Origin of the sequence: Bisbaumannia pacifica (genome assembly GCF_007989625.1) — a bacterium.
GTDB lineage: Bacteria > Pseudomonadota > Gammaproteobacteria > Pseudomonadales > Halomonadaceae > Bisbaumannia > Bisbaumannia pacifica.
In genome coordinates this window covers 1-14,067 of record NZ_BJUK01000019.1, presented here as the reverse complement: position 1 = coordinate 14,067, position 14,067 = coordinate 1, and the positions used below count along the sequence as shown (strand labels likewise).

The window sequence follows — 14,067 nt, the reverse complement described above, 5'->3', positions numbered from 1 at the left end:
TGTGATATGGACTATCGCAACATAGCCGAAAAATCCCATTGCACGCTATCGACCTAAGGCTACCGTGGTCTGCCCTGGGGACGGGCCGGCGCGTCTCGCCAGCGGTGGCGCCGGTAATGCAGGTAATAGGCACCGAGGGTCGCCGAGCGCACCAGGGTGAAGAGCGTAAAGGCGAGCCACAGGCCGTGGTTGCCGAGCCCCTGGGCCAACCACCAGGCGGGTAGGTAGGCGGCCAGGGCGACGAAGATGCTGTTGCGCATCTCGCGGCTGGCGGTAGCGCCGATAAAGACCCCATCGAGCAGGTAGCTCCATACCGCCAGCAGCGGCATCAGGATCACCCAGGGCAGGTAGTGGGCGGCGTTGGCGCGCACCTCCGGCAGGTCGGTGAGCAGGGCGATCAGCGTCGGGCCGCCCAGCCAGAAGGCCAGGCTGGCCAGGGCCGCGGTCACCAGCGAGAAGCGGGTGGCGCCGGCCACGGCGGCGCGGAACTCGTCCCAGCGCCCGCGCCCCACGGCGCGCCCGGTGAGGGCCTCGGCGGCATGGGCGAAGCCGTCCAGGCCGTAGCTGGTCAGCATGATGAACTGCAGCAGCACCGCGTTGGCGGCGAGGATGGTATCGCCCTGGCTGGCGCCCTGGGCGGTGAAGAAGGCCATGGCGAAGAGCAGCCCCAGGGTGCGCACGAAGAGGTGACCATTGACCCGGATCAGCTCGCCATAGGCGGCGGGGCGCCGCAGCGCCTGGCGATCGAGTCGCCCGCCCAGGCCGCGCAGCTGGCGCCCGACCAGCCACAGGCCGAAGGCCAGGGCGCTGTAGTCGGCGATGGCCGAGGCCAGGGCCACGCCTTTGCTGGTCATGCCCAGGCCGATCACGAACCACAGGTCGAGGAGAATATTGATGGTGTTGGTCAGCACCAGGATCATCAGCGTGACCCGGGAGTTCTGCTGGCCCAGGAACCAGCCCAGGATGGCGTAGTTGGCCAGCACCGCCGGGGCCGAGACGATGCGGATCCGGGCATACTCCCGGGCCAGCCCGGTGGCCGCCTCGCTGCCATCCAGCAGCCACAGGCCCAGCTCGATCAGCGGTCGCGAGAAGAGGATCAGTGCCACGCCGATGGCCACCGCCAGCACCAGGGATTGGCCCAGCAGGGTACGCACCTGGCTATCGTCGCCGCGCCCCAGGGCCTGGGCAGTCAGGCCGGTGGTACCCATGCGCAGGAAACCGAAGCCCCAGTAGAGAAAGCCGAACAGGGTGGCCCCCAGGGTCACCCCGGCCAGGTAGCGGGAGTCGGGCAGGTGCCCCACCACGGCGGTATCCACCAGGCCCAGCAGGGGCACGGTGATATTTGACAGGATGATCGGCCAGGCCAGTAGCCAGATGCGGCGGTGTGGGGCGATGGGCACTAGACTTCCCTGAGAGGTAACGACGGGCGGGCAGGATAGCCCCGGCATGGGGCCAGCACAAATCGCGCCGCGTCAGGACCATCATCGAGGGGAGAATAGCGATGCGAGGAATCAAGCGAGGGGTAATCGCCTTGGGTGTCGCCCTGGCGCTGGCCAGCGGCGCCGCGGGGGCCCGGGAGGGCGTCATGGAGCAGCGCCTGGCGGCGCAACCCAGCGGAGGCGCGATGATCGCGGATGCGCTGATCGGGCGCCCGCTACTGGCCGCGGCGACCCTGGGAGGCACGGCGCTCTTCCTGGTCTCGCTGCCCTTCAGCGCCCTGGGGGGGAACGTCGAGGCGGCGGCGGAGACCCTGATCAAGACCCCGGCGGAGGCCACCTTCCGGCGCTGCCTGGGGTGCAGCGTCAGCCGCCGCGCCGACGAGCTATAGCGGCTCGGCGCAAAAACGGACGCCGATGTCCTCCCTCGAGGGCACCGGCGTCGTCGTGAGGCGGGCTGGCGTCAGGCCGCGGTGATGCGCTGATACTTCTCCATCAGCTGCTCCCGGGTCTCCTCGCGTTGGGGATCCAGGGGGATGCAGTCCACCGGACAGACCTGCTGGCACTGGGGCTCGTCGAAGTGGCCGACGCACTCGGTGCACAGCGCCGGGTCGATCACATAGATCTCCTCCCCCGGCGAGATGGCGCCATTGGGGCATTCGGGTTCGCAGACGTCGCAGTTGATGCACTCGTCGGTGATCATCAAGGCCATGGGGCTACCTCAGAGAATTGCCTGAGCCGCTTTTCCGAGCGGCTAACTCAGGTATTGTAATGCGCTTTCAAGGCCTCGACGACCCTGGGGTGGACCAGCTTGGAGACGTCGCCGCCCAGGTTGGCGATCTCCCGCACGATGGTCGAGGAGATATAGGAGTTCTGCACCTCCGGGGTCAGGAAGAGGCTCTCCACGTCCGGCGCCTGGGCACGATTCATATTGGCCAGCTGCAGCTCGTACTCGAAGTCGGAGACGGCGCGCAGGCCGCGCAGGATGATGCGTGCCTGCTGGGTCTCGAGAAACTCGGTGAGTAGCCCCGAGAAGCCCATCACCTCGACGTTATTGAGGTCGGCGACCACCTCGCGGGCCAGGGCGACCCGGGTGTCCAGGTCGAGGGTCGGGCGCTTGCCGGGACTGGCGGCGATGGCCACGATCACCCGGTCGAACATGCGCGCGGCGCGCTCGATCAGGTCGGTATGGCCATTGGTGATGGGGTCGAAGGTGCCGGGATAGACCACGGTGTTCATGGGCGGTGTCCTGTGCCGATCATCGGGGGCGGGCCTCAGGGTAGCGAAGGCGCCCCGCGGCGACAATATCATCGCCGGGAGCGCCGCCCCGTCCCCGGCACTTGGCTCGGTCGAGGCGGAGACGGTGCCTTCCGTCAGTCGTCGAGGCGGCCGAAGGGGTTGTCCACGGCCAGGGAGACCGGCTGGGCATAGCCGGGGATACGCAGCTCCTGGTCGTCGATCTCCAGCTCCGGCCCCTCCAGCACCCCTTCGCCGAAGCGGTATTGCACCCGGAACTGGCCCTGGTCGGCCTGCGCCCAGTAGGCCTCGGCGGTGGCCTGGGTGGCGTCGCGCTTGGCGCGCCAGGCGGCCATGGCGGCGGCACCGTGGCGTTGCTCCAGCAGCCGCTCGGTGACGCGCGGCGAGAGCACCAGGCCGGTGGCGTTGTTGCCGCCGAAGCCCTTGGCGTTGATCAGGCTGGCGTCGGCGTCGAAGGCCAGGGGCGTGCGCGAGAAAGTCAGGCGCTCGGCGTGCACGTCGTCGGCCACCGCGTCCAGGGTGGGGATGCCCGGCAGCAGGCCACGGGCGAAGCTGCCCAGGGCGCTGGCGATCTGGTCGCCGGCGGCGCTGCCCTGGGAGTGGCCCACGAAGGCCTTCACCGCCACCACCGGCCAGGCCTCGATGCCGTAGGCGTCGGCGATACGATCGAAGACATGCGACTCGGTGATGCGGTTCTTCGGCGTGCTGGTGCCATGGGCGTGCAGGAAGGTGCGCCGGCGCAGGCCCTCCTCGCCGAGGATCTCCCGGGCCAGGGCGGCGGCCTTGCCCAGGGTGATGTAGTTGCCGATGCCGGGGGCCGAGATGGAGCGCTTCCAGCCGTCGGCGTTGGCGAAGACCCCGGGCACGGAGCCGAGGATCCGCGCGCCCACCTCCAGGGCCAGGGCGTCATCCATCAACAGCACGAACTGGCTGGCCTCGGCGATGGTGAAGCCGCAGTTGCGGGCGAAGGGCCGGCAGGCGCGTTGGTAATCCTCGTCGGTGAGCAGCTCCAGGGCGTCCAGGGCCTTGAGGCTGTCGTCGTCGGCCAGGGCGCCCATGGCGCGGAAGCCCTCGATGATCTCCGGGGTGATGGGGGCGTCCGAGGTGCCCACCATCACCACCCGGCGGCGACCGCTGCGGATGTCCTCCACCCCCAGGCGCAGGTTGTAGAGGAAGCTGGCGCAGGCGCCCTGGATGGCGCCGGTGGGCCCCACACTGCCCAGCACATAGGCATTGAGGAAGTCGGCGGGCATCTGCCCGTAACCCAGGGGCATCTGCTTGGAGGTGGCGCGATTGCCGGAGACGAAGCTCTTCAGCAGGCCGCCCCAGCCGGCATCATCCAGTTGGCCGATGGAGTTGCCGGCATAGACGGCGATGGCGTCCGGGTCGAGGCGGTCGCGCAAGGCTTCCCACGCCAGGCCGCTGTCGCCCAGGCAGTCGGAGGCGCCGAACACCGCCATGGAGAGGCCCCGGGGGTGGTGCACGCTGCGGTAGAGACGCTCCGGCTCGAAGCCGCTGGGCAACTGGCCGGCGGCCCGTACCTGGGCGGCGCGGCGTTCCGGCAGCAGCACATCGAGATGGCCGGCGGGGACGGTGACCTCCACCTGGCGACGGTCGAGCTCGCGCACCTGCCAGGTCTCCGGCAGTGCCTCGGGAAGCTGACGGCGGCGCAGCCGAAACACCAGCGGCGCCTCGATATCGAGACGCGCCTGGCGATTGGCGGGAATGCCGTCGGCGCCGAAGCGGGGATCCTCGATGCGCCGGATCAGGGTGTGGTCGAGAATGCGCTGACGGTACCGCTCGACGACCTCGGTGGCGGCGAGGGGCTGGTCGCCCGCGTCGTGCCACTGGCCATCGGCGGCGCCGGCCAGGCGCATCAGGGCGGCCAGGCCGAGCAGCGTCTCGGCTTGGGCGGATTCGGGCAGGGCCTCGAGGATGGAGCGGCGATAGGCCTGGTGCCCCGAGGTTCTGCCGGCGGCATTGACGCCCCCCATGCCGACGATCACCGGTAAGTGTGACAAGCCGGATTCCTCGTTGTGCTGTTTGATCGTGGAGTCATATTCGAGTAGGAGCCGGATGATAGCACCCCGGCTTCGCCCCCGTCATGCGGGGCTCGTGGGCCGGCACCGGAAAAAGGTTAAAACAGATGTTTGAAATCGACCCTTCTTCGGGCTATCATGAAACGGCTGTTTGAGTCATACGAGTTGGTGTTGGCGCGTCCCTTCCTGCGGATGCGCCATTTTTTTATCGGCCCGCATTGCTAGAATAGGCGCTCACTCTTGCCCCGGCCGAGCCCTAGCCCATGGATGCCAACTCTCGCGTGATCCTCTCCAATCAGACGGGTCCCCACGACGACCTGGCACGCCGGGTGGCGCGGGCCCTGACGCACCCGCTGCGCAAGCCGGTGGCCGAGCACACTCGGGCCGCCTTCGTCGCGGCCCAGGCCTGGCTCGCCGACCAGCACAAGCCGCTGATCCTCGACTCGGGCTGCGGCGTGGGGCTCTCCACCCGCGAGCTGGCGCGACGCTTCCCCGACCATGCGCTGATCGGCGTCGACCGCAGCGAGAGCCGGCTGACCCGGGAGCACGGCGAGCTCCCCGCCAATGCCCGGCTGGTGCGCGCCGACCTGGTGGATTTCTGGCGCCTGGCCCTGGACGCGGGCTGGCGTCCCGAGCGCCACTACCTACTCTACCCCAACCCCTACCCCAAGGCGGCCCACCTCAAGCTGCGCTGGCAGGGGCATCCGGTGCTGCCGGCCTTGCTGGGGCTGGGGGGACGCCTGGAGTTGCGCTCCAACTGGCGGCTCTACGTGGAGGAGTTCGCCCTGGCCCTGACCCAGGCCACCGGCATCACCGCCGAGGTCGAGGCCTACCGGCCCGAGGGAGAGACGTATCTGACGCCCTTCGAGCGCAAGTACCACCTGAGCGGCCAGGCCCTGTGGCGGCTGGTGGCCCGGCTGCCCCATGCTCCCGACCTGATGCCCCGCCCCTGACGCCGCCGCTCGAGCCGGCTAGAATGGCTCGCCGATTCGGGCATCGCCGTGACAAGGAGTCCCCTCATGGCCTACCTCTACCTGGCCCTGGCGATCATCGCCGAAGTGGCCGCCACCAGCGCCCTCAAGTCGTCCCAGGAGTTCACCCGCCTGGGGCCGAGCCTGATCGTGGTGGGTGGCTATGCCACCGCCTTCTATCTGCTGACCCTGGTGCTGCGCACCCTGCCGGTGGGCATCGCCTACGCCTTCTGGGCCGGCCTGGGCATCGTCCTGGTCACCCTGGTGGCCATGCTGGTCTACGGCCAGAAGCCCGACCTGCCCGCCATCCTGGGGATCCTGCTGATCGTCGCCGGGGTGGTGGTGATCCAGGCCTTCTCGCAGATGTCGCCCCACTAAGCCCTTTCCTACGTCGAGCCTCCCGGAATTTGCCATGTTGCGTTCTCTCGTGCTGTTTTGTGCCCTGCTGCTGCCCCTGCCGGCCCTGGCGGACGGTTTTACCCATCTGGCCGGCCTGGTGGAGCGCGGCTTCGCCGTGGGCGCCGAGGCACGCCTGCTGGGCGATGGCGCCGCCCCCGGCGAGTCGCTCGGGGCGATCGAGCCGCGTCGCCAGCTATCGCCGGCCTCGGTCTCCAAGGCCTACCTCGCGGCGGCGGCGCTGAGTGAATGGGGGCCCCAGCACCGCTTCACGACGCGCCTGGTGACGCCCGGCCGCGTGGATCGAGAGGACGTGCTCGACGGCGATCTGATCCTCGAGGGCAGCGGCGACCCGGGCCTGGTGGCCGAGGACCTGTGGAAGCTGGTGCAGGGCCTGCGTCAGCGTGGCGTCACCGCGATCCACGGCGATGTCCTCGTCAGCCAGTGGCGCTTCGGCCCCGTGGCGTGCGTCACCACCGACCGCTGCCAGGCCCGCCGGCGCGCCGCCAACGCCTACAGTGCGCAGCTCTCCGCGGCGGGGGTCAATCACGGCAGCTGGTGCCTGTCGATTCGCCCGGGGGCCGTGGGCGAGCCGGCCCGGGCGCTGAGCTGCGATACCGCCGAGCCCCTACTGCCCCTGGATAACCGCATCGACACCGTGGCCGCCGGTGGCGGCACCGAGTTCAGCGTCGAGCGGGCCGGGGAGGCGGGCAGCGAGCAACTGATCCTACGCGGGCGCATCGCCGCCGATGCCGCGCCCCGCAACGTGCATCGGGCCAGCGCCGACCCCGCCTGGCAGACCGCCCAGACCCTGGGCGCCCTGCTGGTCCAGGCGGGCATCACGGTCGAGGGCGCGCCGCGGGTGACCCGGGAGCCCCCGCCGGTCGAGGTCGCTACCCTGAGCGCGGTGGAGGGGCGCTCCCTGCAGGAGCTGCTGCTGGGGGTGATGCACTATTCCAATAACTACATGGCCGATGTGCTGACCCTGGGGCTCGCCGAGGGCAGCCAGGACCTGCCGGCGGCCGGCGCCGCCCTGGCCGGCTTCGCCGAGGCACTGCCCAACCACGGGCCCTTGACCCTGGACAGCGGCAGCGGCCTGACCACCACCAACCGCACCACGGCCGCCGGGGTCAATGTGCTGCTCGAGCACATGTACCGCCAGCCGGCGCTCTTTCCCGCCTTCGTCGCCGGCCTGCAGTCGCCGGCCACCGGGGTGATGCGCTTTATTCGACGCGGCGGCGACACCTTCCAACACCATGTGATGCTCAAGACCGGGACCCTCAATCAGCCCTTCGCGGTGCGCGCCGCCGCCGGCTACTTCCGCACCGCCAGCGGTCGCTGGGGCGTCTTCTCGGTGCTGGTCAACGGCAACGGCACCACTCCCTACCTGAGCTGGCCCGAGGTGCTCGACCCGCTGGCCCGGGATCTGGAGGCGATGATTCAGTCGCGCTGAGCCACCAGTTCCACCAGGTTGCGCAGGGCCGGGGCGTCGTTGTCGGCGCGCCAGACAAACCACAGCGGCATCTCGCAGGCGCCTAGCTCGGCGAGCTCCACGAAGCGGATGCCGGGCATGGGGTGACAGCGGCTGGCGGCGGGCAGGATGGCGACGCCCAGCCCTGCGGCCACCATGCTGAGGATGGCGATATTGTCGGCGCCGTACTGCACCACTCGGGGATGAAAGTCGAGGCGCTGGAAGTGGGCCTGCATGCGGTCGTAGTAGACCGGCGAGGCGCTGCGGAAGCCCCAGATGAAGTCCGCCTCGGCGAGATCGCTCAGGCGTGTCGGTGGGGCGTCGGCCCAGGAAGAGCCCTCCGGCACCGCGAGGATCAGGTGATCCTCCTCCAGCCGCCGGGCCTCCAACCCTGGGCGGCCGCCATCGTCCAGGTAGAGGATGCCGGCATCCAGGCGGCCCTCCGCGAGGCGTTCTAGCTGCGGTCCCGAGAGCAGCGGGAAGACCTCGAAGGCGACCCGCGGATAGCGATCCCGATAGCGCCGCAGCAGTCCCGCCACCTCCGGCATCCAGAGGTGGGTCACCGTCACCCCCAGGCTGACCTTGCCCTCCAGCCCCTGGCCCAGGGCCGTGAGTCGCGCCCTGAGCCGGGTGCGCCGATCGAGCAGCGCCTGGGCTTCCTCGAAGAGCGCCTGGCCCGCCACCGTCAGTCGCATGCCGCGGGCATGGCGTTCGAAGAGCCGCGTCTCCAGATCCTCCTCCAGCAGGCGAATCTGCCGGGTCAGCGCCGGCTGGGCCACGTGGACGCGGCGGCTCGCCGCCGAGACCGAGCCGGCCTCCACCACGGCGACGAAGTAGTGCAATTGGCGAAACTCCATGAGCCCTCTCGAGAAACCCATATCCAATCGGTATGGGTGGTATCCAATATAGATATTTTTTCTATCTCTCGGCCTGCGCCATAGTCAAGGGACAATCCATAACAAGACTCGCCACGGCGAGCGGGACGACCCTCGATGAACAAGACCTATCACTGGCTGGTGGGGCTGCACTTCACACTGTGCACCCTGGCGATGATCTGGCCAGGCGCGCTGATCGCCAACCGTATCGAGCCCATGCTGCTCGGCCTGCCCTTCCTGTTCTTCTGGTACATCCTGTGGATGCTGGTGCTCTTCGCCGGCATGTGGGTGGCCTTCGTGGTTCGTCACGGAGGGCGTCACCATGATTGATTCGCTGATCATCGTCGGCATCACCCTGACCTATCTCGCCGGCGTGCTCTGGGTGGGGCTGCGCGCCCGCGGCCAGCAGAATTCCAGCCTGGAGGGCTATGTGGCCGGCGGCCGCCACGTGGGCGTGGTGATTTTGTTCTTTATCCTCGGCGCCGAGATCTTCTCCGCCTTCGCCTTCCTGGGGGCCCCGGGCTGGGCCTATCAGCACGGCGCGCCGGCCTTCTATATTCTCGCCTATCTGTCGCTAGTGCCGATCACCATCTGGGCCCTGGGGCCGCGGGTGGCGGCCCTGGGCCGCGAACGGGGCTACCTGACCCAGGGCGACATGATCGCCGATCACTACCGCAGCAAGCCGCTGGGATTCCTCGCCGGGGTGATCGGCGTGCTGGCCCTGGTGCCCTACCTGACCATCCAGATCGCCGGCGCCGGCCTGCTCTTCCAGGCCGCCACCGATGGCCTGGTGCCCTTCTGGCTGGGCGCCCTGTTGGCCTTCCTGGTGGTGGCCGCCTACGTGTTCTGCAGTGGCCTGAGTGGCATCGGCTGGACCAACCTGGTGCAGGGCATCATGATGATCGCCATCGCCTGGTTTCTGGGGCTATCCATCTCCGAGCGCCTCTATGGCGGCGTCGGCGAGATGTTCGCCCAGATCCAGCAGGCGGCACCGGAGTACCTGACCCTGCCCGGGGCCACCGGCATGGACTGGGGCTACTTCAGCACCGCGGTGCTGGTCAGTGCCTTCGGCGGCGCCATGTGGCCGCACCTGTTCATGAAGTTCTACTCCGCCGACAGCGGCAAGACCCTGCGCAAGGTCAGCGTCTTCTACCCGCTTTATGCTTACCTGCTGGTGCCGCTGCTGTTTATCGGCTTCGCCGGCATCCTGGTCTTCGCCGACACCCCTTTGGCGCGTGCCGATACCGTGCTGCTGCGCATGGTCATGGAGGTGGCCGACTTCTCGCCCTGGGTGATCGGCCTGATGCTCTCGGGGGCCCTGGCCGCGGCCATGTCTACCGGCGCCAACCTGGCGCATACCGCAGCCATCGTGCTGGTGCGCGACGTGGCCGGCCCCACCCTGATGAAAGGGGCTAGCGAGCAGACCGTGGTCAGCGCCACCCGCTGGAGCGTGCTGGGGTTGTCGCTGATCGCCTACCTGTTCGCCCTGGCCAATCCCGCCTCTCTGGTATTGCTGCTGCTCGGCGCCTACGGACTGATCGTCCAGCTCTTCCCGATGGTCATCGGCGCGCTCTTTATGCCGCGGCTGCGCCGCGCCAGTGTGATGGCCGGTGCCCTGGTCGGCAGCCTGGCCTATCTGCTGATGGACTTCGTCTGGAGTTCGCCGCTGGGCTGGCACGCCGGCGTCTGGGCCATGCTGCTCAATGTGCTGGTGGTGGCCGTCTGGCAGGGGGCGACCCGCGCCGGCGACGCCGCCCTCTCTCGCACCCAACACTCTTGACCCCCATGGAGGCCATGATGATCACGTCAGCCACGTCTAACGACCTCAAGCGCGATCTCGATGCCCGGGTAGAGGCGGCTTTCGCCGAGGTCCAGGCCCTCTACCGTCAGCTTCATCAGCATCCGGAGCTGCCCTTCCAGGAACACGAGACCGCCGCCCGCCTCGCCGACGCCCTGGAGGGCCTGGGCTTCGAGGTGACCCGCGGGGTGGGGGGCACCGGGGTGGTGGCCCTGCTGCGCAATGGCGAGGGGCCCACGGTGATGCTGCGCGGCGATATGGACGCCCTGCCCATCGCGGAGCAGACCGGCCTCGACTTCGCCAGCACCAGCACCGCGGAGACGGAGGGCGGGACGGTGCCGGTGATGCACGCCTGCGGCCACGACCTGCACAGCAGCTGCCTGGTGGGCGCCGGGGCGGTGCTGGCCGGCCTGCGCCAACGTTGGCGGGGCACCCTGATGCTGGTCTGTCAGCCCGCCGAGGAGGTCTTCGGCGGCGCCCGGGCGATGCTCGAGGATGGCCTCTATACGCGCTTCGCCCGGCCCGATGTGGTGCTGGGCCAGCATAATATGCCGGCCCGGGAGGGCACCGTCGGGCATATCGCCGGCAGCGCCATGGCCGCCGCCACCACCCTGGGGGTGACCATCCACGGCGCCGGCGGGCACGGCTCCATGCCGGCCCAGAGCATCGACCCGGTGGTGATCGCCGCCCATGTGGTGACCCGGCTGCAGAGCATCGTCGCCCGAGAGGTGCCGCCGGAGGAGACGGTGGTGGTCACCGTGGGCAAGCTCCACGCCGGTACCCAGGGCAATATCATCCCGCATACGGCGGAGCTGGAGATCAATGTGCGCGGCTTCGATAACGCCCTGCATGCCCGGGTGCTGGAGTCGATCCGCCGCATCGTGCGCTGCGAGTGCGAGGCGGGGCGCGCCCCCCGGGCCCCGGAGTTCCGGGGGCTCTCCGAGACCATCGCCCTGCATAACGACCCGGAGGCGGTGGCTCGGGTGCGCCGGGCCCACGCCGACCACTTCGGCGAGGATCGCCTCTTTCCCATGCCGCGGCTCAACGGCAGCGAGGACTTCCCCTACTTCGGCGATGCCGAGGCGGGGGGCTTCGGCGGCGAGGCGATCCCCTGCGTCTACTGGTTTATCGGCGCCACCTCCGAGGCGCGCTGGCAGGAGACTCCGGGGGAGGGCGTGGCCGAGAAGATGCGCCACCTGGAGATGCCCCATTCTCCCTACTATGCCCCGGGGCAGGCGGCGACCCTCAAGACCGGGATGGCGGCCCTGGCCAGCGGCGCCCTGGCCTATCTGGGCACCTAAGGGACGACTCCCTCACTATCCGGCGGTCTATTGCACCCGCGCCAGGATGGCGTCCACCTCGCGCATCAGCGGGGTGTCCGCCTCGCCCCGACGGCGGCTGCAGATCACCGGGGTGGTCAGGCTGGCATCCGCCAGGGGCACATAGCCGATGCCCTGACGCTGCACGTTGCGCACCTGCTCCGGCACCAGGGTGATGCCCAGGTTGGAGGCCACCAGCCCCAGCGCCGTCTGCAGCTCGTTGGTCTCCTGCACCACCCGGGTCTTGAGGCCGCGGCGGTGGAAGAGTCCCTGCACCATGTCCGCCAGGCTGGGGCGGGGGCGCGCCGGGAAGAGGATCAAGGGATAGCAGGCCAGTTCCTCCAGGCTGGGTCGGGTGCCCTCCAGGGGGTGGCCCGTGGGCAGCGCCGCCAGCAGCGGCTCGTCGAACAGCACCCGCTGTTCCACGTCCGGGTCGTCCACCCGCAGACGGCCGAAGCCGATATCGATGCGTCCCGCCTTGAGGGCCTGGATCTGCTGTACCGTGGTCAGCTCCACCAGGCTCAGCTCCGCCTTATCCTTTTGTCGTAGTTCCCTGGCCAGCAGGGGCAGCTGGCCATAGAACACCGAGGGCACGAAGCCGATGCTGAACAGCGGTCGCTGGCTACGCTCCATGCGGCGGATGGTGGCGGTGCTGGTCTCCACCTTGTCGAGGATCTGCCGGGCATGCTCGTAGAAGACCTGGCCGGTGGCGGTCAGGGCCAGCCCCTGGGGGCCGCGCCGGAACAGCTGGCTGCCCAGCTCCTCCTCCAGGGCCTTGATCTGCCGGGACAGCGGCGGCTGGGTCATGTGCAGCCGCTGGGCCGCCCGGGTGAGGTTGAGCTCTTCGGCCACCAGGCAGAAGAGACGCAGGTGACGCAGTTCCATCATACCTCCTGAGGTATGGCAGGGTTTCCAAACGATATTGGTCCGAGGCCCGAAAGGCAATCACACTGGAGGGGTTCACTGCTTCCCTGAGGTGCTCCCCGTCATGTCCGCCGTTATCCAGTCCATCGACACCCAATTGGTCGATCTGCCGACCATTCGCCCCCATCAGCTCTCCATGACCACCATGGCCTGCCAGACCCTGGTCATCGTGCGCCTGCGCGACAGCGATGGCATCGAGGGCCTGGGGGAGGGCACCACCATCGGCGGCCTGGCCTATGGGCCGGAGAGTCCGGAGAGCATCAAGCGCAATATCGACACCTACCTGGCGCCCCTGCTGATCGGCCAGGAGGCCAGTAATATCAATGCCCTGCGTGCGCGCCTGGCACGCCATGCCCGGGGCAATATGATCGCCAAGTCGGCGCTGGAGACGGCCCTGCTGGACGCCCAGGGCAAGCGCCTGGGGCTGTCGGTGGCCGAGCTGCTGGGCGGCGCCCGTCAGACCCACCTGCCGGTGCTCTGGACCCTGGCCAGCGGCGATACCCAGAAGGACATCGACGAGGCCGAGCTGCGCCTGGCGCAGCGTCGCCACTGCGATTTCAAGCTCAAGATCGGCGCCCGTAGCGTCGCCGAGGACGTGGCCCATGTGGCGGCCATCAAGGCGGCGTTGGGCGAGCGTGCCAGCGTGCGGGTCGACGTCAACCAGGCCTGGGACGAGACCAGCGCGGTGCGCGGCATCCATGCCCTCCAGGAGGCGGGGATCGAGCTGATCGAGCAGCCCATCCCGGCCCGCGAGCATGCCGGCCTGGTGCGCCTGGCCAATCGTTTCCGGGTGCCCATGCTGGCCGACGAGGCGGTACAGGACGCCCGGGATGGCCTCGACCTGGTCGGCGCCGGCTTCGGTGGCGCCTTCGCCCTGAAGATCGCCAAGGCCGGCGGCCCCCTGGGGGCCATCGAGCTGGGCCGACTGGCCCAGACCGCCGGTATCGGCCTCTACGGCGGCACCCTGCTGGAGGGCACCATCGGTACCGCGGCCTCCCTGCACGCCTGGGCCACCCTGGGCGAGATGGCCTGGGGCACCGAGATGTTCGGCCCGCTGCTGCTCAAGGACGATATCGTCGCCGAGCCGCTCGACTTCCACGACTTCGGGGTCGAGCTGCCGTCCGGTCCCGGCCTCGGCGTTACCCTCGACGAAGACAAGCTGGCCCACTATTCGCGTCAGTAAGGCGCCCGTGGGCGACCCATTACCCTTTCGCAACACACACTTAATCAGGAGAGCGCCATGCTGTTTCAGGTGGAAATGACCGTCAAGCTGCCCCCCGAGATGCCCGCCGAGCGGGCCGCCGAGATCAAGGCCACCGAGAAGGCCTATGCCCAGGAGCTGCAGCGCCGTGGCAAGTGGCGTCATCTGTGGCGGGTGGCCGGCAGCTACGCCAACGTCAGCATCTTCGACGTGGAGGACAACGCCGAGCTCCAGGAGATCATCTCCAACCTGCCGCTCTTCCCCTATATGGAAATCAGCGTCAAGCCGCTGTGCCGCCATCCGTCCTCGATCCGTGACGACGATAGCTGATCGCCGGCTGACGGACGATGCCCATACGACGCGGCCCGCCAATCGGCGGG

The 14,067-nt window shown here is 69.0% G+C and carries 15 protein-coding genes; 9 read left to right on the top strand and 6 right to left on the bottom strand.

What is annotated here, in order from left to right; all coding sequences use genetic code 11:
- Positions 1-59: 59 nt before the first annotated feature.
- Positions 60-1,400, bottom strand: coding sequence for an MATE family efflux transporter (locus tag HPA02_RS09645; protein WP_244945900.1), 1,341 nt, complete (start codon positions 1,398-1,400; stop codon positions 60-62).
- A 101-nt stretch (positions 1,401-1,501) separates the two neighbouring features.
- Here HPA02_RS09645 and HPA02_RS09640 point away from each other — a divergent pair, with 101 nt between their 5' ends.
- Positions 1,502-1,828 carry a hypothetical protein gene (locus HPA02_RS09640; protein WP_232341164.1) on the top strand — a complete coding sequence of 109 codons (327 nt, stop codon included), beginning with the start codon at positions 1,502-1,504 and terminating at the stop codon, positions 1,826-1,828.
- A 71-nt stretch (positions 1,829-1,899) separates the two neighbouring features.
- Here HPA02_RS09640 and HPA02_RS09635 read toward each other — a convergent pair whose 3' ends face one another.
- The 3 genes from HPA02_RS09635 to HPA02_RS09625 form a co-directional block, all read right to left on the bottom strand.
- Complete coding sequence (locus HPA02_RS09635) at positions 1,900-2,148, bottom strand: YfhL family 4Fe-4S dicluster ferredoxin (protein ID WP_146802976.1); 249 nt, start codon at positions 2,146-2,148, stop codon at positions 1,900-1,902.
- Positions 2,149-2,195: 47 nt separating this feature from the next.
- Positions 2,196-2,675, bottom strand: coding sequence for a pantetheine-phosphate adenylyltransferase (coaD, locus tag HPA02_RS09630; protein ID WP_146802975.1), 480 nt, complete (start codon positions 2,673-2,675; stop codon positions 2,196-2,198).
- 134 nt (positions 2,676-2,809) lie between these two features.
- Positions 2,810-4,687: a beta-ketoacyl synthase gene (locus HPA02_RS09625; RefSeq protein ID WP_146803024.1), complete on the bottom strand. Its 1,878-nt coding sequence runs from the start codon at positions 4,685-4,687 to the stop codon at positions 2,810-2,812.
- Between the two features lie 308 nt (positions 4,688-4,995).
- On the opposite strand from HPA02_RS09625, the gene trmB reads away from it, so the two are divergent.
- The 3 genes from trmB to dacB all read left to right on the top strand — a co-directional run bounded on the left by trmB (position 4,996) and on the right by dacB (position 7,552).
- Complete coding sequence (trmB, locus tag HPA02_RS09620; RefSeq protein ID WP_146802974.1) at positions 4,996-5,685, top strand: tRNA (guanine(46)-N(7))-methyltransferase TrmB; 690 nt, start codon at positions 4,996-4,998, stop codon at positions 5,683-5,685.
- A 66-nt stretch (positions 5,686-5,751) separates the two neighbouring features.
- Positions 5,752-6,081, top strand: a complete 330-nt coding sequence (locus HPA02_RS09615) for a DMT family transporter (RefSeq protein ID WP_146802973.1) — start codon at positions 5,752-5,754, stop codon at positions 6,079-6,081.
- A 34-nt stretch (positions 6,082-6,115) separates the two neighbouring features.
- The gene (gene dacB / locus HPA02_RS09610) at positions 6,116-7,552 is read left to right on the top strand and encodes a D-alanyl-D-alanine carboxypeptidase/D-alanyl-D-alanine endopeptidase (protein ID WP_146802972.1); all 1,437 of its coding nucleotides are present in this window, start codon (positions 6,116-6,118) and stop codon (positions 7,550-7,552) included.
- Here dacB and HPA02_RS09605 read toward each other — a convergent pair.
- A complete protein-coding gene (locus HPA02_RS09605; protein ID WP_146802971.1) occupies positions 7,540-8,427 on the bottom strand; it encodes a LysR family transcriptional regulator in 888 nt (295 codons plus the stop codon). The genes dacB and HPA02_RS09605 overlap by 13 nt on opposite strands.
- Before the next feature lie 135 nt (positions 8,428-8,562).
- On the opposite strand from HPA02_RS09605, the gene HPA02_RS09600 reads away from it, so the two are divergent.
- Genes HPA02_RS09600 through HPA02_RS09590 form a run of 3 tightly spaced genes read left to right on the top strand, consistent with a single transcriptional unit; the run spans position 8,563 to position 11,544 of the window.
- A complete protein-coding gene (locus tag HPA02_RS09600; protein ID WP_146802970.1) occupies positions 8,563-8,775 on the top strand; it encodes a hypothetical protein in 213 nt (70 codons plus the stop codon).
- Complete coding sequence (locus HPA02_RS09595) at positions 8,768-10,225, top strand: sodium:solute symporter family protein (protein ID WP_146802969.1); 1,458 nt, start codon at positions 8,768-8,770, stop codon at positions 10,223-10,225. Before HPA02_RS09600 ends, HPA02_RS09595 begins: the two co-directional genes overlap by 8 nt.
- 17 nt (positions 10,226-10,242) lie before the next feature.
- Entirely contained in the window at positions 10,243-11,544 is a 1,302-nt protein-coding gene (locus HPA02_RS09590) for an amidohydrolase (RefSeq protein ID WP_146802968.1), read from the top strand.
- A gap of 27 nt (positions 11,545-11,571) precedes the next feature.
- Here the strand turns inward: HPA02_RS09590 and HPA02_RS09585 are convergent, their stop codons facing one another.
- Positions 11,572-12,447, bottom strand: a complete 876-nt coding sequence (locus tag HPA02_RS09585) for a LysR family transcriptional regulator (RefSeq protein ID WP_146802967.1) — start codon at positions 12,445-12,447, stop codon at positions 11,572-11,574.
- A gap of 103 nt (positions 12,448-12,550) precedes the next feature.
- On the opposite strand from HPA02_RS09585, the gene HPA02_RS09580 reads away from it, so the two are divergent.
- Both HPA02_RS09580 and catC read left to right on the top strand, forming a co-directional pair.
- Entirely contained in the window at positions 12,551-13,669 is a 1,119-nt protein-coding gene (locus HPA02_RS09580; RefSeq protein WP_146802966.1) for a muconate/chloromuconate family cycloisomerase, read from the top strand.
- Between the two features lie 57 nt (positions 13,670-13,726).
- Entirely contained in the window at positions 13,727-14,017 is a 291-nt protein-coding gene (gene catC / locus HPA02_RS09575) for a muconolactone Delta-isomerase (protein WP_146802965.1), read from the top strand.
- The last annotated feature ends 50 nt before the right edge of the window (positions 14,018-14,067 follow it).